Genomic DNA, 24,363 nt, shown 5'->3' on the forward strand with positions numbered 1-24,363 from the left:
TACGTAGAGCAAGAATGGAAACAATCAATTCGAACACTTAATCTTCACCGCCAGCATCTCGCTACGTACTGCCACTCATCAGCCATTGCACGACGAGGCGTCGCTACAATACACGACAAATCATACATTCGCTGATGCTCGCATGTCCGTTAACCATTACGAAAACTTCCCTGTCGCATCCCTACTATTGCCATCTAGCTTGAGGGAGGATGTTGTACACATTTATCGTTTTGCACGGGCGGCAGACGACATTGCTGACGAGGGCGACGCGACCGCCTCAGAGCGCAAGTCCGAACTTGCAAAGTTCCGCCACGCATTAGTACTGATCAGCGAACAACCTCATACGCAAACTGTCGGTGACCCTATACTTGATGACATATTTCTGCCGCTTGCAAAAACCATCCAAAAACACCGGCTTCCACTGAAGCCACTGACCGATCTCTTATCAGCATTTGAACAAGACACTCAAGTGCAGCATTATCGGGACGAGGACCATCTGATGGACTATTGCAAACGGTCTGCCAATCCGGTGGGAAGACTGATGTTGCACCTATTCAAACAAGTCGACCCAGAAAGTCTGAACCAATCAGATGCCATTTGCACGGCACTGCAGCGGATCAATTTCCTGCAAGATGTAGCGATTGACATACGCAAGCAACGAATCTATCTACCAGCCGATGCATTAAGTGACGCTGGCGTGACCGTCGAACATCTTATGCAGGGGCGATGTGATCACGCATGGAAAACACTCATGCGTCAGCAAATAAGCATTTGTCGGGATTTGATGCAAAAGGGTGCGCCGCTAGGCCGAAAACTGAAAGGTCGTATAGCCCTTGAAATCAGATTGATCATTGCAGGTGGTCTACGAATTCTTGACAAAATAGAGGCTGTTGATTGTGATGTTTTTAATCACAGACCCACATTAAACAAGTTTGACTGGATCCGTATGCTCGCTAGAGCACTATAAATGTCATGACGCCTGACGAATACTGCCAAGATAAAGCTGCGCGTAGCGGCTCGAGTTTCTACTATGCATTCTTGTTCTTGCCCCCCGAGCGTAGGCGAGCGATCACTGCTCTCTATGCGTTTTGCCGCGAAGTTGACGACGTTGTAGACGAGTGTACTGATGCTGGCATAGCCCGAACCAAATTAGCCTGGTGGCGTACCCAGGTTGCACAGATGTTTGAAGGCAAGCCTACCCATCCTGTTGCACGAGCCCTTGAACCTCACTTACTAGCGTTCGACATAACAGAGGCAAGACTTCAAGCCGTGATCACTGGTATGGAAATGGATCTTGACCTATCGCGGTACAACAGTTGGGAAAATCTAGAGCAATATTGTTGGCACGCTGCGGGCGTGGTCGGTGAGCTATCTGCCGGAATTTTTGGGTATCAAGAACCAGAAACCCTGGTATATGCATCGAAACTTGGCTTGGCGTTTCAGATGACGAACATCATCCGTGACGTAGGCGATGATGCCAGACGTGGGCGTATTTATCTGCCACTCGATGAGTTAGCGCAGTTCAACGTTAAGGCATCCGACATTATGGCGGGCAAGCATACCGCTGAGTTTGAGAATCTGATTAAGTTTCAAGCGAACCGTGCACGAACCTTGTATCGAGATGCGGCCGAGCACCTACCGGCCATTGATCAGCGCAGGCAACGCCCAGGTCTTATGATGGCTGCTATCTACGCCACTTTGCTCGATGAGATCGAAGATGAAGACTGGCAAGTGCTTGATCGACGCATCGCATTGACTCCTGTACGTAAACTCTGGCTCGCGTGGCGTAACTGGGTTTGGGGTGGCAAGCCAGCACTCAAACAATTACGTCGTGCAGCCGATTCCACATGAAAATCGGCATCGTTGGCGCAGGCTGGGCAGGATTGGCTGCTGCTAGCGAATGCCTGGCTAATAACCTTGAAGTCACGCTGTTTGACGCGTCGCACGCGCCCGGCGGTAGAGCGCGTGCCGTACACGACTCTGAGCTTGGCGATTTAGACAATGGACAGCACCTACTCATTGGCGCGTATCGCAACACACTTTCGATTCTCAATCGTGATCTTGGACATCAGCATATTGCATCAAGCCTGAAACGACTGCCATTATGGCTACAAAGTGTTGATGGGCAATTCAGAATTAGACACCGTGCCACACAAAGCAGTTCGACCCTGGCTAATGCCATGGTGCTATTGGCAGCAAAAGGCTTGAGCCTAAAAGATAAATGGCAAATAAGTGCCCTGCTATGGCGTCTTCGACAAGCCCGCACTGCCAACCACCAAGAAAAACCAAATCGTCTCACTGTCACGCAATGGCTTTCTGAACAACAGCAAACGCCACAAGCGTGTCGCTGGCTATGGTATCCGCTATGCTTGGCAACCATGAACACCAAGCCCGACCAAGCATCCGCCGTCTTGTTTCAGAATGTGCTGCAAGATAGCTTGATTAGTAACGAGCCGGGTGCCATCGATTTACTGTTACCGACAAAGACACTTAGCGACCTATGGCCTGCACATATCGCAAAGCGAATCACCACCAGATGGGGGCATGTGGTACGTGAGATTAAACCGCAAGCAAATGGTGTGCTCATTGACGGAAACCAATTTGACGCCTGCGTTTTGGCCGTTCCACCTAATAGCCTGGCACGTCTAATTACCCCCATTGCTCCATTCGAAGGTCTGTTAAAGGGACTATCAGAATTCCAATTTCGTTCAATCGCAACCTGCTATGTATCGGTTGATAGACACCAACCGTTACCGGCACCGTTACTGATGTTTGATCACGGCAAACTTGGATCAGATATCCAAGCCCAATGGGTGTTTGACAGAAATGCCTTTATGGGCGCCTCTCCAACTGCTCAACTGGCATTTGTCATAAGCTGTGCTGACGGATTGATCAAAGATAACGATCTGGGCTTAGCCCATTCACTGCTTGCACAACTAAAGCGCGATTGGCCCACATACACAGGTAAGGTCCTTGCAGCGCGCTGCTATCAGGAAAAACGAGCCACCTTTGCTGCCCTGCCCGATCTAGTGCGCCCCAAATGCGAAACACCCAACCCACGAATCGCCTTGGCTGGCGACTGGACCGACACCGGCTATCCTGCAGTGATTGAAGGCGCTGTCCTTAGCGGCATAAAGGCCGTCCATCATCTCGCTCGCTTAAGAACAGATCAGACATTAACCGCGCAAAGCCTGTAATGTCCACCAACCCAAGGCGGTCATGGCAAGACAACCGAACAACGATGCTGCAGCATACGTGACGCCTAGGCCAATGCGGCCTTGCTCAAAAAAAGTCACCGTCTCGGCTGAGAAGGTAGAAAAAGTCGTGAGGGCCCCAAGCAACCCCGTGATGAGAAACAACCTAACGTGGGCTGGCCAATCAGGGTTCAAAATGCCGTATGCCAAGGTAAGTCCGATAATGTATGAGCCACTTAAGTTGGCTACCCAAGTACCGATCGGAAAACGATCAGGACCAGGGTTCAGCAATAACCCTAGCGTCCACCTGCCCCAGGCTCCCACTGCAGCACCCGCGCCGATCGCCAAAAAATTTGCGAGTGTCCATGGGCTCTGAGTCATCTCATCAAACCTTGGCGTGATCCTTGATGTAGTCCCGAACACTGGCTACATCACAAGGTAGCTCAACAACACGTTGTGGTCTGGATTCAAGGTCTTCAAGACCTGGCGGGCGCGGTGCCGGCCTACCCAATGCCTGTTCAATCGTCTCGGAAAACTTGGCAGGCAATGCCGTTTCCAATACCAGCATGGGAATACCGGGCTCGACATAATGGCTTGCCACTTTAACGCCATCGGCCGTGTGTGGATCTATCAACATACCGGACTCATCAAACACACGACGTATGGTTGATAGACGATTCTCATGTGAACTAACACCGGCTACAAAGCCATAATCACGCTCAAACCGATCGAGATAGGCTGACAAATCAAAATATCCGTCAGTTGCCAATTGCTGCCACAGGGACTTCACCTTGGCAGCATCACCTTCGAGCAAATCGTAAACAAACCGCTCAAAGTTCGACGCGCGTGAGATATCCATCGAAGGGCTCGACGTGGCATGGGTTTGCGCTGGCAAACGTGGCCGATAAATACCTGTCCGAAAAAACTCCTCAAGAACATTATTCTCGTTGGTGGCCAACACCAGACGACGAATCGGCAACCCCATTCGTCTGGCAATGTGGCCTGACAATATATTGCCGAAATTCCCCGACGGCACTGCAAATGACACTTGTTGATTGGGACCGGTGGTCGACCGCAACCATCCCCAGAAATAATAGACAATTTGCGCCGCAATCCGTGCCCAATTGATCGAGTTCACAGCACCTAGGCGATACGTTTGCTTGAAATCAAGATCACCTGCCAAGGCTTTGACAATGTCTTGGGCCTCATCAAACACCCCTCGCACTGCCAGATTGTGGATATTTTCATCCATCAGGCTATACATCTGCGCACGTTGAAATGCACTCATGCGGCCATGGGGCGACAGCATAAAGACAGCCACACCTGGCTTGCTGCGCATGGCATATTCAGCGGCAGACCCCGTATCGCCAGAGGTTGCGCCCAAAATATTGAGTGTTGTGCCACGCGCATTCAGCACGTAGGGGAAAACCTGCCCGAGAAACTGCATGGCGATATCTTTAAAAGCCAGCGTTGGTCCTTCGGACACGCCAAGAAGGTACAACCCGTCATTTAGTTCACGAACATCTACAATCGATTCGCTACGAAACAAAGAAGGGTTGTATGCAGCTGCTGTTATCGACTTCAAATCCACTGCATTGATGTCAGTCACAAAGTAACTCAAGACTTCAGCCGCGAGCTCTGGGTACGACAATGATCGCCATTGTTCGAGCACTTGGGTTGAGATGATGGGCAAAGATTCTGGCACGGCCAAGCCACCATCAGGTGCCAAACCCTCAAGCAGTACATCTTGAAACATCTGGGACTGCATACCCCCGCGGGTCGAGATGTATTTCATCAGAAGGACTCCACACGCAGACGTGTAACAGCCGAGCGCATGAAAGGCATCGCTTCAACGGCTTTAGTGGCTGCCAGTACGTTTTTCTCCAAGGCGAGGTGGGTCATGAAAATCAAAGTTGCCACGCCATCAGCTGCAGGCTCCTGAATCATGGAGCCAATCGAAATCTCGTTGTCTGCAAGGACTCGCGCAACCTCAGCAAGCACACCAGGGGCGTCATTGACCGTCATTCTCAGGTAGTACCCACATCGAACGTCCTCGATTGGCAGCACTGGAATATCCACCATCGACTCGGGCTGAAATGCAAGATGTGGAACCCTGTGTTCAGGATCAGCAGTGTGGAGCCGTGTGACGTCAACCAAGTCTGCGACTACAGCGGAGGCTGTTGGTTCTTCACCGGCACCTTTGCCATAGTAAAGCGTTTGCCCGACTGCATCACCATTGACCAATACGGCATTCATGGCATCCTCGACATTAGCTAGCATGCTGTTAGCAGGCACAAGCGTTGGATGCACACGCAGTTCAATACCCTCAGGGCGCCTGCGTGTAATTCCTAAAAGTTTGATCCGAAACCCAAGCCGCTCAGCGATACTGATATCCTGATCATCGACATGCGTGATACCTTCAACATAAGCCCGAGACAACTGAACAGGAATACCAAAGGCCATTGATGCAAGCAACGTGAGCTTTTGCGCAGCATCAAACCCTTCAACGTCCGAGGTAGGATCAGCTTCAGCATATCCAAGCTGCTGCGCTTGGGATAGAGCTTGCTCAAAGCTGATCGAGCGATTGCGCATTTCGGTAAGAATGTAATTAGTGGTGCCATTGATGATGCCAGCGATCCACTCAATCCGGTTAGCCGTCAAACCTTCACGGATTGCTTTGATAATGGGTATACCTCCAGCAACGGCAGCTTCGAACGCCACCATCACGCCCTTGGCTGAGGCGGCTTCAAAGATTTCCGTGCCGTGTGTCGCGAGCAACGCTTTGTTGGCAGTCACGACATGTTTACCCTGACCAATCGCAGCAAGCACAAGTTCACGCGCCAAGGTCGTGCCGCCGATCAGTTCTACCACGATATCAACCTGTGGGTTTGATACGACCTCGGTCGGATCGTTCGTGATCGAAACCGCATCGCCCACCCTTGCGCGTGCTTTCGCCACATCCCGGACAGCCACGTGCACGATTTCGATTTGCCGTCCCGCCCGTCGACTAATCTCTTCCGCATTTCGTTGCAAGACGCTCCAGGTGCCGCCACCAACAACACCTAAACCAAGCAAACCAACTTTAATTGACTCCATTAAAGCAACCCATCCTTTCGAAACATTTCCTTGATACCGCGCACAGCCTGCCGGATGCGTTGCTCGTTCTCTATAAGGGCAAAGCGCACATATTCATCGCCTTGGTCACCAAACCCAATACCTGGAGACACTGCAACTTTGGCCATTTCCAGAACTCGTTTAGAGAACTCCAGAGATCCCATATCCCGATAGGCTGGAGGGATATGGGCCCAGATGTACATAGAGGCCTTGGGGACCTCTACATCCCAACCCGCTTCCTGTAACCCTTTGGCCAAGACATCCCGCCGTCGCTGGTATTTCTCGACAATCTCAGCCACCGCATCCTGCGGACCATCGAGCGCTGCAATGGCGGCAACTTGAAGAGGGGTGAACGTACCGTAATCGTGATAACTCTTGATGCGCGCTAGTGCGTTGACCAATTCAGCATTGCCCACCATGAAACCGATGCGCCAGCCGGCCATGTTGTAACTCTTGCTCATCGTAAAGAATTCGACGGCGACATCACGGGCACCCGGTACTTGCATGATTGACGGCGCCTGATAACCATCAAAGCAAATATCTGCATACGCCAAATCATGAACGACCAGAATATTGTGTGCTTTGGCCAGTGCAATCACGCGCTCGAAAAATGACAGGTCAACGCATTGGGCAGTAGGGTTACTCGGAAACCCGAGAATCATCATTTTTGGTTTTGGAATCGACTCGCTAACGGCTCGCTCGAGCTCAGCGAAAAAGTCGGTACCAGGTGTCATGCGCACAGACCGGATATTGGCGCCAGCAATCACTGCCCCGTAAATATGGATCGGATAGCTTGGATTCGGCACCAGAACCGTGTCACCAGCGTCTAGCGTAGCCAGCATCAAATGCGCCAAACCTTCCTTTGAGCCAATCGTGACGATCGCTTCAGAATTTGGGTCAAATGACACGTCATAGCGCCGGGCATACCAATCAGTGATCGCCTTGCGCAGGCGTGGAATACCTTTTGAAACTGAGTAACCGTGTGTCGTTGGGCGACGTGATGCCTCAACTAGTTTGTCCACGATGTGATCTGGCGTTGGCCCATCGGGGTTTCCCATCGACATATCGATAATGTCTTCCCCTCGCCGTCGTGCCGCCATTTTCAACTCGCCAGTAATGTTGAACACGTATGGCGGCAAACGCTCAATTCGGGGGAAATGTTTCATATCAAAAAGCTCAAGTCAAAGGCAAGGCGCAAAAACCCTAGGTTAGAAAACCCTTTAATCTAGCGCATTTGTCGCATTGCAGCAAATTCATATGCTGAAATGGCCGTAACTAGTACGTATGACCGTGCCAAATATGCCACAGCACGAGAAAAACCCTAATCGCGCAAACAGGCTGGTCATGTATTATCGATCAAACAATAGGAGTTTGTTTTGAAGTTGCATGACGATGTCAATCCGAGCTTAAATACCGTTACCGCATACGGTGACGGCTTTATTGAAATCAATCAGACACGTTTCGAGACCGCCATTGCTTTTGGGCCTGAAGGAGTTGTTAATCCATGGCCTGCACACGACGCCAACGACATCTCATCTGCGTCGCTGATGCAAGCCTGTGGCTTGTCCCAAAGCACTCAAGATCCCATGGCATTTCTTGATGCCGATGATGATTCCCCGGTACTTGACCCTAACCGCCCTGAAGTGTTGCTTGTCGGCACCGGTGAACGGCAAGTCATGCTTGGCGCGGACGTGGTCGGTCCACTATTGCGTGCCGGTGTCGGTGTGGAATGCATGTCTACCGGCGCGGCTGCGCGAACATACAACATTTTGATGGCGGAAGGCCGTCGTGTTATTGCCGCCTTGATTTTGGAGAAAACCTGACATGAGTAAACCCCTGAGCGTGGGCGACAGCGCCCCTAATTTCAGAGCTGAGAGCACCGCTGGCATTATCGAACGATCAGATACGAACGGACACAAGATGGTCCTGTTTTTTTACCCCAAGGACAACACGCCCGGATGCACGACAGAGGCGCAGGCATTTCAGCAACACCAGCAGGCATTTCGCCGTGCTGATTGCTATCTGGCCGGTGTTTCACGCGACTCACTCAGTTCGCACGTCAAATTCAGCGAAAAACTTGGTCTGAAATATCCATTGATCTCAGATCCACAAGAGCAGGTTTGTCAGCTCTACGACGTCATCCGCGACAAAAAAATGTATGGCAAAACCGTTCGAGGCATTGAACGGAGCACATTTTTGATCGACAGCAACGGCAAGATTGCCAAAGTCTGGCGTGGCGTGAAAGTGCCCGGTCACGTTCAAGAGGTGCTGCAAGCAGCTCAGTCCCTCGCATGATTGAACATAGGTTGTCATGTCTGTAACAAAACTGTCAAGCTGTCATGGCAGTGTAGGTGTCACGAAATATTTCGGCTTAACCACGGAGATAGTTATTCATGCCGCTTCCCAAACTGCCGTCTCGACCCGCTACTCTGCTGGATCTGTCATCAATGGCCGAGCCAAAACCTACCACCGATCGCGTGAGATCCCAGAGCCGCTCTGACAATGCGGAAATAGTCCAGACAACGGCCGCACCAATCTCGGACACCAAGACAGCTTCACCGCCGACAGCACTGCTGGCACCCGCACCAAGCACAGCCAAGCTGACATCGGTCAAACCCGCAGGTAAGCGTGGTGCGACAGGCTTGTCGGCCAATACCTCAGCCGCAAACAAATCGGCTAAGTCCCGAAAACCAAAAGCGGACGTGGTCACCAAGTTATTCGTCCTGGACACCAACGTTTTAATGCACGACCCAACCAGCCTGTTTCGGTTTGAGGAGCACGACGTCTACTTGCCGATGATGACGCTCGAAGAGCTTGATCATCACAAAAAGGGCATGTCTGAAGTTGCCCGAAATGCGCGTCAAGTGAGCCGATCACTTGATGCGCTGGTAGAAGACCTGGAACAGATCGATCAGGGAATCGAGTTGGACAGGCTCGGCAACAAAGACGCCACGGGTAAACTTTTTTTCCAGACCACTGCCCTGGCGAATCACTTGCCGGACGACTTGCCGATGGGCAAAGCCGACAACCAGATCCTGGGCGTGGTCAGCGCGCTGCAAAAGCAATTTAGTGACCGTGAGGTAGTTCTTGTCTCCAAAGACATCAACATGCGCCTGAAGGCACGAGCACTTGGACTAGCCGCAGAGGATTACTTTAACGATCATGTACTTGAAGACACCGATCTGCTGTACACCGGTGTTCAAGTGCTGCCGGAAGATTTCTGGAACAAACACGGCAAGGATATTGAATCTTGGCAACAAGGTGGCATCACGTTCTACCGAATCAAGGGTCCTCTTTGCAGTCAATTTCTTGTCAATCAATTTGTGTACTTCGATGGCTCCCTGCCGTTACACGCACAGGTACGCGAAGTCAGCGGCAAGACAGCTGTTCTGGCTACATTGCGGGACTACACCCACGCCAAAAATAATGTCTGGGGTATCACGGCACGTAATCGTGAACAAAACTTTGCACTGAACTTATTAATGGATCCTGATGTGGACTTCGTGTCATTGCTTGGCCAAGCAGGCACAGGCAAGACGCTACTGACTTTGGCTGCTGCCCTTACTCAGGTGCTCGAAACTAAACGCTATACAGAAATCATCATGACGCGTGTGACTGTACCGGTTGGGGAAGACATAGGTTTTTTACCTGGGACAGAAGAAGAAAAAATGTTGCCATGGATGGGTGCACTAGAAGACAACCTAGATGTGCTGAATATGGGCGACTCAGAGGGCAATAACAATAGCAATGACTGGGGCCGCGCTGCGACCATGGACCTGATTCGATCGCGCATTAAAGTGAAGTCATTAAATTTCATGCGTGGCCGAACATTTCTGAATAAATTTCTGATCATTGATGAGGCACAAAACTTAACGCCCAAGCAAATGAAAACATTAATTACCCGTGCTGGGCCAGGTACCAAGGTGGTTTGCCTGGGCAACATTGCCCAAATCGACACTCCCTACCTGACAGAAGGCAGTTCAGGACTGACATTTGTGGTCGACCGATTCAAAGGCTGGCCGCATGCCGGACACATTACCTTGCAGCGCGGCGAGCGTTCTCGTCTAGCTGATTACGCTGGAGACGTTTTGTAGTGGATCGTCAAACTCGTCTTGGTATCACCTTGGGCGACCCTGCCGGCATAGGGCCAGAGATTATCGTCAAGTTATATCAACACAACGCACCACCAGACTGTGTGATCTACGGTGACAGCAATACAATCGAGCAAACCATGCACAGGCTCGGTCTGGAACGACCTATGCAGATACTCACCACACCAGACGAGGCGATAGACCCTAACGCCCTGCCCGTTTATCAAGCTTGTGATCCTGTATCGGTTGATCTCGCACCCGGCAGGGTCAGTGCCGAAGCAGGCAAAGCAGCCTACCAATGTGTTGATCGAGCCATCGATGATGCTTTAGAAGGACAGCTACAAGGCATCATCACAGCACCATTAAACAAACAAGCCATTCACATGGCGGGCTACGACTTTCCGGGTCACACAGAAATCCTTGCGCATCGTTGTGGCGACGTGCCGGTTGCTATGATGCTGGCTAATAATGCGATTCGCGTTGTACTGGTCACCATACACATCCCACTGGGACAAGTTGCACAGACGATCACAATCGATCTGGAAATTCAGGCCATACAACTGGCCCATAGGGCCTGTGAACAGTTGGGGATAAACGCCCCGCGAGTTGCCGTGGCGGCCTTGAATCCGCATGCTGGTGAGGCAGGCAAATTTGGCAATGAAGAGCAGCGCATCATTGCACCAGCGATAGAACAAGCGCGCGCACTAGGTATTGACGTCTCTGGTCCATGGCCTGGCGACACAATTTTCGGGCGGGCACGTACGGGAGAATTTGATGTGGTCGTGGCCCAATATCACGACCAAGGATTGATTCCAGTGAAATACTTAGGAATTGATGAGGGCGTCAATATCACCGTAGGACTACCATTTGTTCGCACAAGCGTAGATCACGGCACAGCGTTTGACATTGCCGGCAAAGGTCTTGCCAGTGAGTCCTCACTGGCGCAGGCTGTTGATATAGCCCGTATCCTAGTTGGCAATCAGAGTCGGTCCAACTAGTAGCTGCCACCACCACCGGTAAAATTCAGGAACTTGGTACTTTCACCTTGAAATGTTAGGCGCACTGTTCCGATAGGACCATTACGCTGTTTACCGATGATGATTTCAGCTGTGCCCTTGTCCGGCGAATCGGGATTGTAGACCTCATCACGATAGATGAACAAAATCAAATCCGCATCCTGCTCAATCGCGCCGGATTCTCGCAAATCACTCATCACGGGACGTTTATTAGGACGCTGCTCAAGAGATCGATTCAACTGCGAAAGACAAACCACAGGGCACTCAAGCTCCTTGGCTAACGACTTTAGAGCCCGACTAATTTCTGAAATCTCGGTCGCACGGTTTTCCCCACCGCCCGAAGATGACATCAATTGAATATAGTCAATGACGATCAGCCCAAGACGGCTACATTGGCGAGCCAAACGTCTAGCTCGAGCTCTCAAGTCAACAGCGGTTAAGCCTGGTGTTTCGTCTATGTACACCTGAGCGTTTTGCATTCTCTGAACCGCGTGTGTCACGCGTGGCCAGTCATCAGTCAGCAATTTCCCGGTTCGCATGCGATGTTGATCCAGCATCCCAACCGAACCCAGCATTCGCATGGCCAATTGAACCGCCCCCATTTCCATGGAGAAAACCGCCACCGGCAAGCCTTGTTCGATCGCAACGTGCTCGGCGATGTTCATGGAAAATGAGGTCTTGCCCATGGAGGGACGCCCAGCGACGATGACCAGATCGCCTGGCTGCAAACCAGACGTCATTCGATCCAGATCTATAAACCCCGTTGGGATACCCGTCACATCAGAGTCCCCCTCGCGGTGGTACAACTCGTCAATTCGTTCCACGACTTGAGCCAGCAGTGGCTGGATTTCATGGAAACCTTGTGAGCTTCTTGCACCCTCTTGTGCAATTTTAAAGACCCTGGATTCTGCCTCGTCAAGCAATTGACGAGCCTCTTTGCCTTGCGGATTCAGAGCCGCAGCGGCGATCTCATCGGTTACTTCAACCAATTTGCGCAACATTGATCGCTCGCGCACGATTTCAGCGTAGCGACGAATGTTGGCTGCAGACGGCGTGTTATGAGCTAGGGCGTTTAGATACCCTAAACCGCCCGCCTCTTCTGCCTTACCTGCGCTGGCCAAAGACTCGTTGACAGTGATGACGTCAGCTGGCCTCGAGAGATTGATCAATCTGGCAATGTGTTCCCAAATCAGTCGATGGTCGTGCCGGTAGAAATCATCTTTCCCGAGCAGATCAGTCAACCGCTCAAAGGAGGCATTGTCAAGCAACAACCCGCCGAGCACTGATTGCTCAGCTTCGATCGAATGGGGTGGAACACGCAAGTACTGCAGGTCAGGTTCTGGGGTCTGGTTCATAAGACGATCATATCGCCAAGCGCGTCAACTTGGGCGCAAGTTGGGCTTGGCTTGGACGGAACTCGGGACGTTCAGATAAAAATGGCACGGTATCACCGTGCCATTTTTTTAACACTCAAACGCCTGGTTTTACACTAATTCGCCTTCAACCTTGATGAGAATGTCAGAAACCACGTCAGGGTGCAAAGCAACCTGTACCTGATACTCACCAATTGCCTTGATGGCGCCATCCGGCAACCGAACCTGGCTTTTAGCGACACCCTCGAACCCTTTTTCGACCAAGGCCGTGGCAATGTCCATGTTGGTAACAGAGCCGAACAGGCGTCCATCGACACCAGCTTTTTGCAGCATGTTAAGCACCAGGCCTTCCATACGGCCTGCGAGCGCCTGAGCAGCCGCTAAACGCTCAGCCTGAACGCGCTCAAGTTCCGCGCGGCGCTGCTCAAATTCCTTGAGCGCCGCTTCAGTGGCACGGCGTGCTTTTTTCTGAGGAATCAAGAAGTTGCGGGCATAACCGTCGCGAACACGCACAACATCACCGAGGTTGCCGACATTTACGATTTTTTCAAGCAGAATGACTTGCATGATAGCTCCCCAGATTACTTATGGTTGTCAGTGAACGGCAACAGTGCCAGAAAACGGGCACGCTTGACCGCGGTGTCAAGCTGACGCTGATAATGAGCCTTGGTGCCAGTCAAACGAGCAGGAATAATCTTGCCATTTTCTTGGATAAAGTCGCGCAGTGTATCGAGATCTTTGTAGTCGATCTGATCAATACCGGCTGCCGAGAAACGGCAGAATTTACGGCGCTTGAACAAAGGGTTTTGTTGAGTAAATTTCTTTTTTTCTTTACGACCTGCGAATGCCATCTTGGACACCTCTTTCGATTAAACGTTTGATGAAACACCGATTCGCTTGGCGTGCAATACAAGTCTGGGAGAGTTTTGGCGAGCTGCTGCCAAAAAACCTTCTACTTTCAGGATCTGACCCAACACGGCTGACTGCCACATCAGCGCCAAATCACCCATTGCTACCACCGGCATTTCAAACTTGACCATTCTTGAGACACCTGCCTGATCAACTGACTCACTATGAAGAACCTTGAGATCTAGAACAGCAACTGCAGCTGGTGTGTATCTCAAAGCGGATCGCTCAATGAGCTCACCCGTGATAGTGACTTGATTCAAACAACTGCTCTTTTAGGCCGGATTAATTGGACTCTTCGGCTGGAGCAGCTGGCTCGGCAGCTTTACGAGCCTCTTCTCTTTCGACCGACTTCATCATGACTGATGGTCCGTTCGGGGCTGCTGCCGTCTTGATGACCAGATGACGCAACACCGCATCGTTGTATCGGAAGGAATGCTCTAATTCTTCGAGTGTTGACTGACCGCACTCAATGTTCATGCAGACATAATGTGCCTTGACTAGCTTCTGAATGGGATAAGCGAGCTGACGGCGGCCCCAATCCTCTAGTCGATGTACCTTACCGCTGTTACTCGTGATCAGAGCCTGGTAACGCTCCGTCATCGCGGGCACCTGTTCACTTTGATCAGGATGCACAATAAAAACCACTTCGTAATGGCGCATGCAAATACTCCTTTGCCTATGGTTACTGACCAATATCGGTCGAAGTAGCCCGCTTTGTCTTCATTTAGACAAAGTCGAGCAGGTTTAGCCGTGACCTAAAAAGTCACAAAAGCCTTCAATTGTCGCATGTTTATATACGCACCGCAAGTAAACACCACATTATCGCAAGCACCAGACGGCCGGGCACCAAATCGGTCGATTCACCTAGTCGGATCACTCAGCGGATCCGCATCGTTTGCGCGGACGCACCCGACTACCAGTTAAGCTGCGTTTACCTTAGAAATATCGTCCCCAAAGCGCCTCTGGATACTGGCTCGTATACCCGAGGCGTCAAGACCTGCCTTACTTCGCAAGAGACCTTGGTCACCGTGGTCAATAAACTCATCGGCGAGTCCGATTTGCAGCACTGGCATGAGCACGCCTTGGGCATTCAGCGTTTCAGTCACGGCGCTACCGGCTCCACCCATAATGCAAGCTTCCTCAATGGTGACGAACCCTTCATGATTTTTCGACAAATCAAGCAAAGTTTCCTCATCGAGCGGCTTGACGAACCGCATATCTACTAATGTGAAATCAAGTTCATCGGCAACCTGTGCCGCGTCCGGGAGCAAAGTGCCAAACACCAGCAAAGCCAACCGCTTGCCCTGTCTGCGCACCACCGCTTTACCGATCTGAACCGACTCAAGTTTCGCAACAATATCGCTACCTCTGCCGCTGCCACGGGGGTATCGCACTGCCGCGGGACCTAAGTACTCATAACAAGTCGTCAACAAAAGTCGAGTTTCGTTCTCATCCGACGGGGTCGCGATCACCATATTTGGAATACAGCGTAAGTAAGCAATGTCGTAGTTACCAGCATGCGTGGCTCCATCTGCACCCACGAGCCCTGCCCGATCAAGCGCGAAGGTGACATCCAGATTTTGCAGCGCAACATCGTGAATCAATTGATCATAGCCGCGCTGCAGAAACGTCGAATATATTGCGACTACCGGCTTTTGCCCTTCACACGCGATACCAGCAGCAAAAGTGACGGCATGTTGCTCTGCGATGCCAACATCAAAATAACGTTTGGGAAAGCGTTTTTCGAACTCCACGAGACCGCTGCCTTCGCGCATGGCTGGCGTGATGCCCACCAAACGCTCATCTGCCTGAGCCATATCACAGAGCCACTGACCAAAAATCTGCGTAAAAGTCGGTTTAGCCGGCACTTTGGACTTTTGAATACCAACTTCCGGGTCAAACTTTCCAGGCCCGTGATAAAGCACAGGATCAGCCTCGGCCAACTTATAGCCTTGGCCTTTCTTGGTCACCACATGCAAGAACTGCAACCCACCAAGTTCACGCAGGTTTTGTAACGTTGGCAACAAAGCGCTTAGATCATGGCCATCAATTGGGCCGACATAGTTAAAACCGAACTCTTCAAACAAAGTCGCCGGCATGATCATGCCCTTGGCGTGCTCCTCAAATCGGCGAGCAAGCTCCAGCACAGGCGGCATATGCTGCAACACTGCTCTCCCCATATTCTTGGCCGCCGCATAAAACTGCCCGGACAGCAGTCTGGCCAAATAATGATTTAGCGCACCAACCGGCGGGGAAATAGACATGTCATTGTCGTTCAGTATCACCAACAAATTGACATCGGGTGTCACACCAGCGTTGTTCATCGCTTCAAAGGCCATGCCCGCGGACATGGCTCCGTCACCAATGACCGCAATATGCTGGCGGTTGATACCGGCGTTGCGAGATGCCACCGCCATTCCCAACGCTGCAGAAATGGAGGTCGAAGAGTGCGCTGTACCAAAGGCATCAAATGCGGATTCGCTGCGCTTGGGAAACCCGGACAAACCGCCGTACTGGCGAAGTCCTGACATTTGCTCACGCCGTCCGGTCAAAATTTTATGAGGATAGGACTGATGTCCCACATCCCAGACGATTCGGTCTTCAGGCGTATTAAAAACATAATGCAAAGCAATGGTCAGCTCGACAGTTCCCAAATTGGACGACAAATGACCACCCGTCTGAGAAACCGACTCCAGGATAAATTGGCGCAACTGAACTGCCAGCGGTTCGAGCTCCTTGCGCTCAAGCGCTCTGAGTTGTTGCGGCGAATTAATGGTTTCCAACAGTTCGTAAGACATCCCGGGTCCTTCAGTAGGCGCGCTGCACGATGAAGTCAGCTAATCCGCGCAAGTGTTCACCACGTTTACCAAACGTCAAAATAGCTTCACAAGCCTGTTGGTGCAGCTCAGTTACCAACGCTGTTGCACCATCAATCCCAAATAGACTCACATAAGTCGCTTTGTCGGCAGCCGCATCCTTTCCCGCGGTTTTACCGAGCTGCTCTGATGGGGCTGTCGCATCCAGCACATCATCGACTACCTGAAATGCCAAACCAATGGCGTTTGAGTAAGCCCTCAGACTTTCTCGTTGTGACGAACCAGCGCCAACAATAATTGCGCCGATTTGCGCACAGGCTGCCAGTAAGCTACCTGTTTTTTTGGCGTGCATTTGCGCCAACATTTGCTCATCAAGTTTTTGGCCGGTACTCAACAGATCGACCGCCTGACCACCAGCCATACCCTGGCTTCCTATCGCGACGGCCAGCGTGTGCACCGCTTGAACCACCAAAGCAGGGGCAATGGGCATTTCGCTTAACCATTCAAACGCCAAAGGCTGCATGGCGTCGCCAGCCAGTAACGCCATGGCCTCACCGAACTCGACATGGGTCGAGGGTTTGCCACGCCGCATGGAATCGTCGTCCATACAAGGCAAGTCATCATGAATCAACGAATAGGCATGTACTAACTCGACAGCACAAGCAGCCAAATTAAGTGCTTTTTGCAGATTCGCATCTGGCCCGACATGACAAGCGTGGGCAGCTGCATAAACCATGCAGGCTCTTACACGCTTACCTGCACCCACGCTTGCCCATCTGATCGCTGCATGCAATGGTGCTGGGTCAATATCATCACCTGGCAACAGGTTTTTAAGACAATCGTCTACCTGTTGAGCACGCTCGGCAATCCAGCCTTCGATGGCTGAACTGGTCGAGGCAGCTTCAAGCTTCATAGTTAACCCTCATCCTCTTGAGCTTGGCTAGACTCCATCGGTCGCAGAAGATCCTGCTCAAGCACCCGCACTTGTTGCTCAGCTTTTTGTAATTGAAGCTGACAGGCTCGTGCTAGCTCAACGCCGCGTTCATAGGCTGCCATTGACGCCTCCAGGCTCATCTCACCCGACTCCATGGACGCAACAATTTTCTCTAGCTCGGCTAGTGCTTGCTCAAAATTTCCAGGTGCCTGCCCCGGCTCAGCATCAGTCCCTTTCTGTTTGCTCGCCAACACACCCTCCCAAAATTGAATTCCCACAAAAACCCTGATATGGCGCAAGGTTTCATTTTAACCGGGTTCCGCAAGCCGCCCCTTCGGGTACAATGACGAATTAATCGGGTATCCGGTTTTTCTTCGCGCCAGAGAGGTTATTCCTGCTGGCTTTTTTTTTCACTGCGGAGGGAATCATGACCGATCCAGGTCGCAAAGCGCATATTTCGCCGGCTCTTTCTCAGTTGTCGCCCAATGTGTACTTCGATGAGCTTGTGCTTGAGCAGGAACGCAAACGCATTTTCAACCATGCGAGCATTTACGTCGGCCATGAGAAAACCATCCCCCAGCCAGGGGACTGGCGAGCCCTGCCCCAAGAAAAAAATGCTCGCGCGCTCGTGCATGGCAAGAGCGGCATTGAGCTCATCTCCAATGTCTGCCGTCACCGGCAGGCCTTGATGTTAGGGGGCGAGACAGGCAATGTAACGGGTAGTACCAACATCAGTGGTAACTTATCAAGCACAGGCGGCAATATCGTTTGTCCGCTGCACCGCTGGACCTACGATGACAAAGGCATTTTGCTTGGGGCGCCACATTTCGATGAAACGCCTTGTCTGAACCTGAATCGCTATCCGCTTCAAAACTGTCATGGGCTTTTGTTCGAAGGCGCACGTCACCCTGCCCAGGACATGGAAAGGCTGTTCAAACGGCCCGAATTCGATTTCTCGGATTACGTCTTTGACCACGCGGAAGTACATCCTTGCCACTACAACTGGAAAACCTTTATCGAGGTCTACCTTGAGGACTACCACGTTGAGCCATTTCACCCAGGTCTCGGGCATTTTGTTAGTTGCGACGACTTAACTTGGGAATTTGCCCCGTTTTTCAGTGTTCAGAAAGTGGGGGTCCATCGCGCCCTGTCGCAGCCAGGTTCGCCTGCATATAGAACCTGGCATGACAAGCTATTGGAGTTTAGACAAGGTCAGGCACCCGATTTTGGTGCCATCTGGGTTACATACTTCCCGACCCACATGATTGAGCTCTATCCTCATGTGCTGGTGCTCTCCACCCTATACCCGATCTCGCCGCAAGAGACGGTGAACGTGGTCGAGTTTTACTATCCAGAAGAAATTGCAGAGTTCGAGCGTGAATTTGTTGAGGCTCAGCAAGCGGCCTACATGGAAACTGCGGTTGAAGACGATGAGATCGCGGAACGGATGGACGCTGGCCGCAAGGCTCTTTACGATCGAGGTGACGTTGAAACAGGACCGTACCAGTCACCGATGGAGGATGGCATGCAGCACTTTCATGAGTGGTATGACTCCATGATGCAACATGGAAAATAAAGCCTAGTTTTGAATAGGGTTTTATAAAAAATGGCTGATAGTTTTGAACTGTCAGCCATTTTTTTCGTCTAACATTTCGCTTTCATTTTCAACTGGTTAAGACACTCGCCATGAAACGAATTGTGCTTTTTCTAGCCACAAACCTGGCAATCTTGATTGTGTTAGGCATCGTGCTGAACATTACTGGCGCGAATCGCTTCCTGACCCCTCAGGGCTTGGACATACAGACTTTGCTGGTATTTTCTGCAATCATCGGGTTTGGTGGTGCATTCATTTCCCTGCTAATCAGTAAGCCTGTCGCTAAATTCAGTACCGGGGCGCGGGTGATCGATCCGAGTGCGCCAGGCAATGCACGCGAGGCGTGGTTAGTGCAAACCGTCCACCAACTAGCTGATAAGGCTCAAATTGGCAGACCTGAAGTAGCCATCTACGAAGGCGCTCCTAATGCGTTTGCAACTGGCGCGTTTAAGAATAGTTCATTGGTAGCTGTATCGACAGGTTTGCTGCAAGGCATGACCGAAGAAGAGGTCACTGCCGTGTTGGGCCACGAGGTTGCCCACATCGCCAATGGTGACATGGTCACGCTCACCCTCATCCAAGGTGTTCTTAATACCTTCGTTGTGTTTTTTGCAAGAATCGTGGGCTACTTCGTTGACCGAGTGATTCTGAAAAATGATCGCGGATTGGGCATTGGATATTTCGCTGCTGTGATTGTCTCGGAGATCATCTTTGGCGTGCTAGCTAGCATCATCGTTGCCTGGTTTTCCCGGCAGCGGGAATACCGAGCTGACGAGGGCTCAGCACGGTTGCTACAGTCCAGAGAACCCATGATCAAGGCCTTGGCTCGATTAGGCAACATGACCCCAGGCGAATTGCCCCGCAGTTTTGAAGCCGCCGGGATTAGTGGCGGCGGTGGCATCGCCGCCCTATTCGCCACACACCCACCGATCGAGCAGCGTATTGCTGCATTGCGGGCACTCTAAGTTGTATCACATCGCCTGCGACAATTAGGTCGCAGGCCCGTGTGACTGCATCCAAGCCAGGCAGCGTTGCCATGCATCTTTGGCCGCCTTCTGGTTATACATCGGACGGTAGTCTGCAAAAAAACCGTGATCGGCATTCTCGTAGACCACAATTTCGCTGGCCTTGGCTTTAGTAGAACCTGCATGTAGTGCGGATCGCATGGAATCTACGTCAGCCAAGGGGATGCCCGCATCGAGTGCCCCGTACAGACCAAGCACAGGTGCGTCGATTTGATCGACAACATCGATTGGATTAGTGACTTGTAATGGTCCATGACCTGTTGTTAAACGGCCGTACCATGCCACTGCCGCGCGTAACATCGGTTGATGTGCGGCATAGAGCCAAGTAATACGGCCACCCCAACAATAACCGGTGGCAAACACTCGCATCAGATCGCCACTGTGCTGGCCTGCCCAAACCAGACAAGCATCAAGATCAGCCATCACCTGCTCATCGGGGACTTTGCTAACGATCCCAGCTATCAAGCTCGGGACATCGGCGTAATCCTGCGGCTTGCCCTGACGCTGGTACAACTCCGGAGCGATGGCCAAATATCCCTCGTGAGCGAATCGTCTACAGATATCCTGAATGTGTTCGTGAACTCCAAATATCTCCTGAATCACTAACACAACCGGAAATCGCCCTGCCTTCTGAGGCATTGCCACATACGCGGGCACATCCACACCCCCTGCAGCGACCTCAACCCAGAGCGTCTTTATGCCATCTTCTGGCGTATGGATAGGAAGATTCTCTTTATTTGCCATCGTAGCCACTCCTTACTAATCAAGACAGCGGAATCATCTGAATCAAACTGAGTGATTAATGCGCTTGGTCCCAATTATCACCCTGTCCGACCTCAGCCACCAAGGGGACTGTCAACTGAGCCACATCACACATCAACCGGGGCAATTGCTCACACACCATAACCAACTCATCTGCGGTCACATCAAGCACAAGCTCATCATGCACCTGCATGATGACTCGACTCTGGAGATGTTCGGTCTGAATCCAGTGTTGCACCTTTACCATGGCCATTTTAATTAGGTCAGCCGCCGTACCCTGCATGGGGGCGTTGATGGCTGCCCGCTCAGCACCAGCTCGTCGCGCACCCCCAGCGTTAATGTCAGGCAGCCATAGCCTGCGACCAAACACAGTCTGGACATAGCCTTGTTCATGTGCCTTTGCTTTGGTGTCGGCCATGTACTGAGCAACACCTGGATAGCGCGTAAAGTAACGATCGATATAACTTTGTGCCGCCTCGCGCGTGATGCCTAAATTGCTAGCCAATCCGTGGGCACCCATGCCATAGATCAATCCGAAATTAATGGTCTTCGCTGTCCGTCTTTGATCTGCAGTCACTTCATTCAGTGCAACGCCAAACACCTCTGCAGCGGTCGCACGGTGAATGTCTTCAGCATTTGCAAATGCTTCGCGCATCCCTTGATCACCAGACACATGCGCCATCACTCGCAACTCGATCTGCGAGTAATCCGCAGAGACCAGCTTGCCCTGCCCATAAGTTGGAATAAAGGCCTGTCGTACCTGCCTGCCCTCTGGCGTACGAATTGGAATGTTCTGCAAGTTAGGATCAGACGAAGAAAGTCGTCCAGTAATAACAGCCGCCTGGGCGTAATTAGTGTGCACCCTACCGGTCTTGGCGTTGACCATTTTGGGTAGCTTGTCGGTATAGGTTGACTTTAACTTGGCAAGCCCACGGTACTGCAACAGTAGTTTGGGTAGCGGGTAATCGAGTGCAAGCTTACTGAGTACCTCTTCATCAGTTGATGGTGTCCCACTGGCTGTTTTGCGGACCACTGGCAACTGCATTTGGCCAAACAAAATCTCGCCGAGTTGCTTGGGCGAGTTCAGGTTAAAAGGCTGCCCCGCAAGCTCATATGCTCGTTTCTCAAGATTGATTAGCTGCTCTCCGAGCGATTGGCTTTGTTTTTGCAAAACACTGACATCTACACGTACGCCTGTGCGCTCGATCTGCCAAAGCACACCACTGACCTGCAGTTCTAATTCATAAATACGTGACAGATCATCGCTGGCTTGAATCTGGGGGTACAGTAATTCATGCAACCTACGCGTGTAATCCGCATCCTCACAAGCATATTGACTGGCCTGCTCAATCGACACCTCATCAAAACCGATTTGTTGCGCGCCTTTGCCACAGATATCCTGATAGCTCAACCCTTTTAAACCGAGCCAGCGTTCAGACAACTGATCCAAAGCGACGCTGCGATGGGATTCGAGCACATAAGCCTGCAGCATGGTGTCATGGGCGACCCCGGACAAAGCGATGCCTTCATTAGCCAAAACATGCATGTCGTACTTCGCATGATGTAACAGTTTGGTTGGCTCATTTGACTCAAACCAGGGCTTAAAAAGTGCCAGGATCTCATCTTTGGACAGCTGATCCACACTCTGTGGCCCGCGGTGTGCCAGTGGTACATAGCAGGCTTTGCCTGCCTCTATGCTTAAAGAAAACCCGACCAGCCTCGCCTGCATGCCATCCAGTGAAGTCGTCTCAGTGTCAAAGGCAACCAAATCAGCCTGCTGCACTGACGCTAACCAGTGCTTGGCTTGCTCAAGCGTGGTAACTGTCTCATAGTTAGTCTCGATTTGCTGCGATGCAATGGTGTCTTGGCTTGTCGCACCATCTTCATGCCGCACTACTCGACTATCGCCACGAGGAATCTGATCACTTTGGCCCGTTAACTCACGCAACCAAGTGCGAAATCCATAACGCTCATAAATCTGTATGAGTTTATCTTTGTCAGCAGGCTTTGGTGTCAGAGATTCAATTGACAGCAATTCGGACGGTAAATCGCAATCTGTGCGCACCGTGAGCAAATCACGCGTTAGAGCAAACTGATCCAGGGCGGCTCGTAAATTGTTTCCCACGGCACCAGATACTTCATCAGCCTTGGCAATCAAGTTGTCTATATCCCCATAAGCGTCAAGCCATTTGACAGCAGTCTTCGGGCCAACTTTGTTAACACCCGGCACATTATCGACAGCATCACCAACCAGCATCAAATAATCCACGATACGGTCTGGTGACACCCCAAACTTGGCCTTCACGCCTTCTGGATCGAGCGTTTCACCATTCATGGTGTTCACCAGAATGCAATCGGGCGTGACAAGTTGCGCAAGGTCTTTATCGCCTGTTGAAATGATGGTTTTTACGCCATGCTCGTGCGCCACTCTGGCCAGCGTGCCAATCACATCATCGGCTTCAACCCCTGTAATACCCACCACCGGCCAACCAAGCGCAGCAACAGCTTGATGGATAGGTTCGATTTGAGTAGCCAAATCCTCAGGCATCGCAGCGCGGTTGGCTTTGTACTGATCGTACATATCCTCACGAAATGTTTTGCCTTTGACATCAAACACGCACGCAGCATAGTCAGGCTGGTAATCTTGAATCAGCTTACGCATCATGTTGATCACGCCATACAGGGCGCCGGTTGGCTCACCCTGCGCATTTCTTAAGTCAGGCATGGCATGATATGCACGGTACAAATAACTCGAGCCATCGACTAGCAACAGGTTTTTTTTCATGAATCAGAACCACAAATCTATGCCCGCCATCGAGCAAACACCTCAAATTATGTCAGAGTTGGTGCGCGCCGCCGAGGCACTCTCAAAAATCGGGCCCGCGGCCAGCGTCTTTGGCAGTGCCAGATTACCGCCAGACTCCCCTTATTGTGCATTAGCGCAGGAGCTTGGGGACCGGTTGGCACGTGCCGGATTAGCCGTTATCGCCGGTGGCGGACCAGGGATCATGCAAGCGGCCAATCGAGGCGCTTATGAAGCTGGCGGCACCAGTGTAGGTCTAAATATCCGTTTGCCCGCCGAACAAAGCAATAATCCGTTTCAAAGCATTGACTTGCAATTCGAATATTTCTATTCGCGCAAGGCAACTTTTTTTATGCACAGCATGGCCTATATTTCGTTGCCGGGTGGATTTGGCACCCTTGACGAACTGTTCGAGGCACTGACATTGATTCAGACCGGCAAAATCCCTCGGGGTCCGGTCATATTGATGGGGCGTTCGTTTTGGGCTGGCCTGATCGACTGGATCGAGCGTGAAGTGCTTAGCCTGGATATGGTAACGCCAGGTCACATGAAACTTTTTCAGGTTGAAGATGACCCTCAGGCTGTCGTGGACCTGGTACTTGCCTACGAATACGCCCACTTATCGGAGGCCAACCGTCCAAGCAGCCTGCCCCGCTAGCGGGAGAGTTCATCTGCTATTTCGCTAACCGCGTCAGCAGCTATACACTAGGTGGGAATGTTTTGACGTACACA

24 protein-coding genes are annotated in these 24,363 nt (G+C 51.5%); 10 read left to right on the forward strand and 14 right to left on the reverse strand.

Annotated elements, in window-relative coordinates:
- Positions 1-142 precede the first annotated feature (142 nt).
- The 3 genes from hpnC to hpnE are packed head-to-tail and all read left to right on the forward strand — an operon-like array spanning position 143 to position 3,197.
- On the forward strand, positions 143-967 hold the full coding sequence (hpnC, locus tag DHf2319_RS07810; protein WP_243477600.1) for a squalene synthase HpnC: 825 nt from the start codon (positions 143-145) through the stop codon (positions 965-967).
- A gap of 5 nt (positions 968-972) precedes the next feature.
- Positions 973-1,851, forward strand: coding sequence for a presqualene diphosphate synthase HpnD (gene hpnD, locus DHf2319_RS07815; protein WP_243477601.1), 879 nt, complete (start codon positions 973-975; stop codon positions 1,849-1,851).
- Entirely contained in the window at positions 1,848-3,197 is a 1,350-nt protein-coding gene (hpnE, locus tag DHf2319_RS07820) for a hydroxysqualene dehydroxylase HpnE (protein ID WP_243477602.1), read from the forward strand. Before hpnD ends, hpnE begins: the two co-directional genes overlap by 4 nt.
- Here hpnE and crcB read toward each other — a convergent pair.
- From crcB to alaC, 4 genes are read right to left on the reverse strand one after another with little or no spacing between them, the layout of a single operon-like run.
- Positions 3,177-3,575 carry a fluoride efflux transporter CrcB gene (gene crcB / locus DHf2319_RS07825; protein WP_243477603.1) on the reverse strand — a complete coding sequence of 133 codons (399 nt, stop codon included), beginning with the start codon at positions 3,573-3,575 and terminating at the stop codon, positions 3,177-3,179. The genes hpnE and crcB overlap by 21 nt on opposite strands.
- Before the next feature lie 4 nt (positions 3,576-3,579).
- On the reverse strand, positions 3,580-4,989 hold the full coding sequence (gene thrC, locus DHf2319_RS07830) for a threonine synthase (RefSeq protein WP_243477604.1): 1,410 nt from the start codon (positions 4,987-4,989) through the stop codon (positions 3,580-3,582).
- Positions 4,989-6,290, reverse strand: coding sequence for a homoserine dehydrogenase (locus tag DHf2319_RS07835; protein ID WP_243477605.1), 1,302 nt, complete (start codon positions 6,288-6,290; stop codon positions 4,989-4,991). Before DHf2319_RS07835 ends, thrC begins: the two co-directional genes overlap by 1 nt.
- Positions 6,290-7,474: an alanine transaminase gene (gene alaC / locus DHf2319_RS07840; protein ID WP_243477606.1), complete on the reverse strand. Its 1,185-nt coding sequence runs from the start codon at positions 7,472-7,474 to the stop codon at positions 6,290-6,292. Before alaC ends, DHf2319_RS07835 begins: the two co-directional genes overlap by 1 nt.
- A 210-nt stretch (positions 7,475-7,684) precedes the next feature.
- Between alaC and DHf2319_RS07845 the strand changes: the two genes are divergently transcribed.
- The 4 genes from DHf2319_RS07845 to pdxA all read left to right on the forward strand — a co-directional run bounded on the left by DHf2319_RS07845 (position 7,685) and on the right by pdxA (position 11,397).
- Positions 7,685-8,131, forward strand: a complete 447-nt coding sequence (locus DHf2319_RS07845; protein WP_243477610.1) for an Mth938-like domain-containing protein — start codon at positions 7,685-7,687, stop codon at positions 8,129-8,131.
- A 1-nt stretch (position 8,132) separates the two neighbouring features.
- Positions 8,133-8,603 carry a peroxiredoxin gene (locus tag DHf2319_RS07850; protein ID WP_243477612.1) on the forward strand — a complete coding sequence of 157 codons (471 nt, stop codon included), beginning with the start codon at positions 8,133-8,135 and terminating at the stop codon, positions 8,601-8,603.
- Between the two features lie 98 nt (positions 8,604-8,701).
- Positions 8,702-10,402 (forward strand): PhoH family protein, encoded by a 1,701-nt coding sequence (locus DHf2319_RS07855; RefSeq protein WP_243477619.1) that lies wholly within the window; start codon positions 8,702-8,704, stop codon positions 10,400-10,402.
- On the forward strand, positions 10,402-11,397 hold the full coding sequence (pdxA, locus tag DHf2319_RS07860) for a 4-hydroxythreonine-4-phosphate dehydrogenase PdxA (RefSeq protein WP_243477621.1): 996 nt from the start codon (positions 10,402-10,404) through the stop codon (positions 11,395-11,397). Before DHf2319_RS07855 ends, pdxA begins: the two co-directional genes overlap by 1 nt.
- On the opposite strand, the gene DHf2319_RS07865 is transcribed toward pdxA, so the two are convergent.
- From DHf2319_RS07865 to DHf2319_RS07900, 8 genes are all read right to left on the reverse strand, one after another.
- Complete coding sequence (locus tag DHf2319_RS07865; protein WP_243477622.1) at positions 11,394-12,770, reverse strand: replicative DNA helicase; 1,377 nt, start codon at positions 12,768-12,770, stop codon at positions 11,394-11,396. The genes pdxA and DHf2319_RS07865 overlap by 4 nt on opposite strands.
- 129 nt (positions 12,771-12,899) lie before the next feature.
- Positions 12,900-13,355, reverse strand: a complete 456-nt coding sequence (gene rplI / locus DHf2319_RS07870; protein WP_243477624.1) for a 50S ribosomal protein L9 — start codon at positions 13,353-13,355, stop codon at positions 12,900-12,902.
- 14 nt (positions 13,356-13,369) lie between these two features.
- Positions 13,370-13,639, reverse strand: coding sequence for a 30S ribosomal protein S18 (rpsR, locus tag DHf2319_RS07875; protein ID WP_243477627.1), 270 nt, complete (start codon positions 13,637-13,639; stop codon positions 13,370-13,372).
- Positions 13,640-13,657: 18 nt separating this feature from the next.
- Entirely contained in the window at positions 13,658-13,957 is a 300-nt protein-coding gene (gene priB / locus DHf2319_RS07880) for a primosomal replication protein N (RefSeq protein WP_243477628.1), read from the reverse strand.
- A gap of 22 nt (positions 13,958-13,979) precedes the next feature.
- Complete coding sequence (gene rpsF, locus DHf2319_RS07885) at positions 13,980-14,357, reverse strand: 30S ribosomal protein S6 (protein ID WP_243477630.1); 378 nt, start codon at positions 14,355-14,357, stop codon at positions 13,980-13,982.
- A gap of 260 nt (positions 14,358-14,617) precedes the next feature.
- Positions 14,618-16,495 (reverse strand): 1-deoxy-D-xylulose-5-phosphate synthase, encoded by a 1,878-nt coding sequence (gene dxs / locus DHf2319_RS07890; protein ID WP_243477635.1) that lies wholly within the window; start codon positions 16,493-16,495, stop codon positions 14,618-14,620.
- A 10-nt stretch (positions 16,496-16,505) separates the two neighbouring features.
- Entirely contained in the window at positions 16,506-17,426 is a 921-nt protein-coding gene (locus DHf2319_RS07895; protein ID WP_243477636.1) for a polyprenyl synthetase family protein, read from the reverse strand.
- 2 nt (positions 17,427-17,428) lie between these two features.
- Positions 17,429-17,701 carry an exodeoxyribonuclease VII small subunit gene (locus tag DHf2319_RS07900; RefSeq protein WP_243480059.1) on the reverse strand — a complete coding sequence of 91 codons (273 nt, stop codon included), beginning with the start codon at positions 17,699-17,701 and terminating at the stop codon, positions 17,429-17,431.
- 173 nt (positions 17,702-17,874) lie between these two features.
- Here DHf2319_RS07900 and DHf2319_RS07905 point away from each other — a divergent pair, with 173 nt between their 5' ends.
- Together DHf2319_RS07905 and htpX are read left to right on the forward strand one after the other, a co-directional pair.
- A complete protein-coding gene (locus DHf2319_RS07905) occupies positions 17,875-19,023 on the forward strand; it encodes an aromatic ring-hydroxylating oxygenase subunit alpha (RefSeq protein WP_243477637.1) in 1,149 nt (382 codons plus the stop codon).
- A 110-nt stretch (positions 19,024-19,133) separates the two neighbouring features.
- Complete coding sequence (gene htpX, locus DHf2319_RS07910) at positions 19,134-20,006, forward strand: protease HtpX (RefSeq protein WP_243477639.1); 873 nt, start codon at positions 19,134-19,136, stop codon at positions 20,004-20,006.
- Between the two features lie 24 nt (positions 20,007-20,030).
- Here htpX and DHf2319_RS07915 read toward each other — a convergent pair whose 3' ends face one another.
- Together DHf2319_RS07915 and polA are read right to left on the reverse strand one after the other, a co-directional pair.
- Positions 20,031-20,810, reverse strand: a complete 780-nt coding sequence (locus DHf2319_RS07915; protein WP_243477647.1) for a dienelactone hydrolase family protein — start codon at positions 20,808-20,810, stop codon at positions 20,031-20,033.
- A 55-nt stretch (positions 20,811-20,865) separates the two neighbouring features.
- Complete coding sequence (gene polA, locus DHf2319_RS07920; RefSeq protein WP_243477653.1) at positions 20,866-23,613, reverse strand: DNA polymerase I; 2,748 nt, start codon at positions 23,611-23,613, stop codon at positions 20,866-20,868.
- Between polA and DHf2319_RS07925 the strand changes: the two genes are divergently transcribed.
- Entirely contained in the window at positions 23,612-24,289 is a 678-nt protein-coding gene (locus DHf2319_RS07925) for an LOG family protein (protein ID WP_501993938.1), read from the forward strand. The two genes, polA and DHf2319_RS07925, sit on opposite strands and share 2 nt — an antisense overlap.
- Positions 24,290-24,363: the final 74 nt, after the last annotated feature.

The organism is Orrella daihaiensis (genome assembly GCF_022811525.1).
Taxonomy (GTDB): Bacteria; Pseudomonadota; Gammaproteobacteria; order Burkholderiales; family Burkholderiaceae_B; genus Algicoccus; species Algicoccus daihaiensis.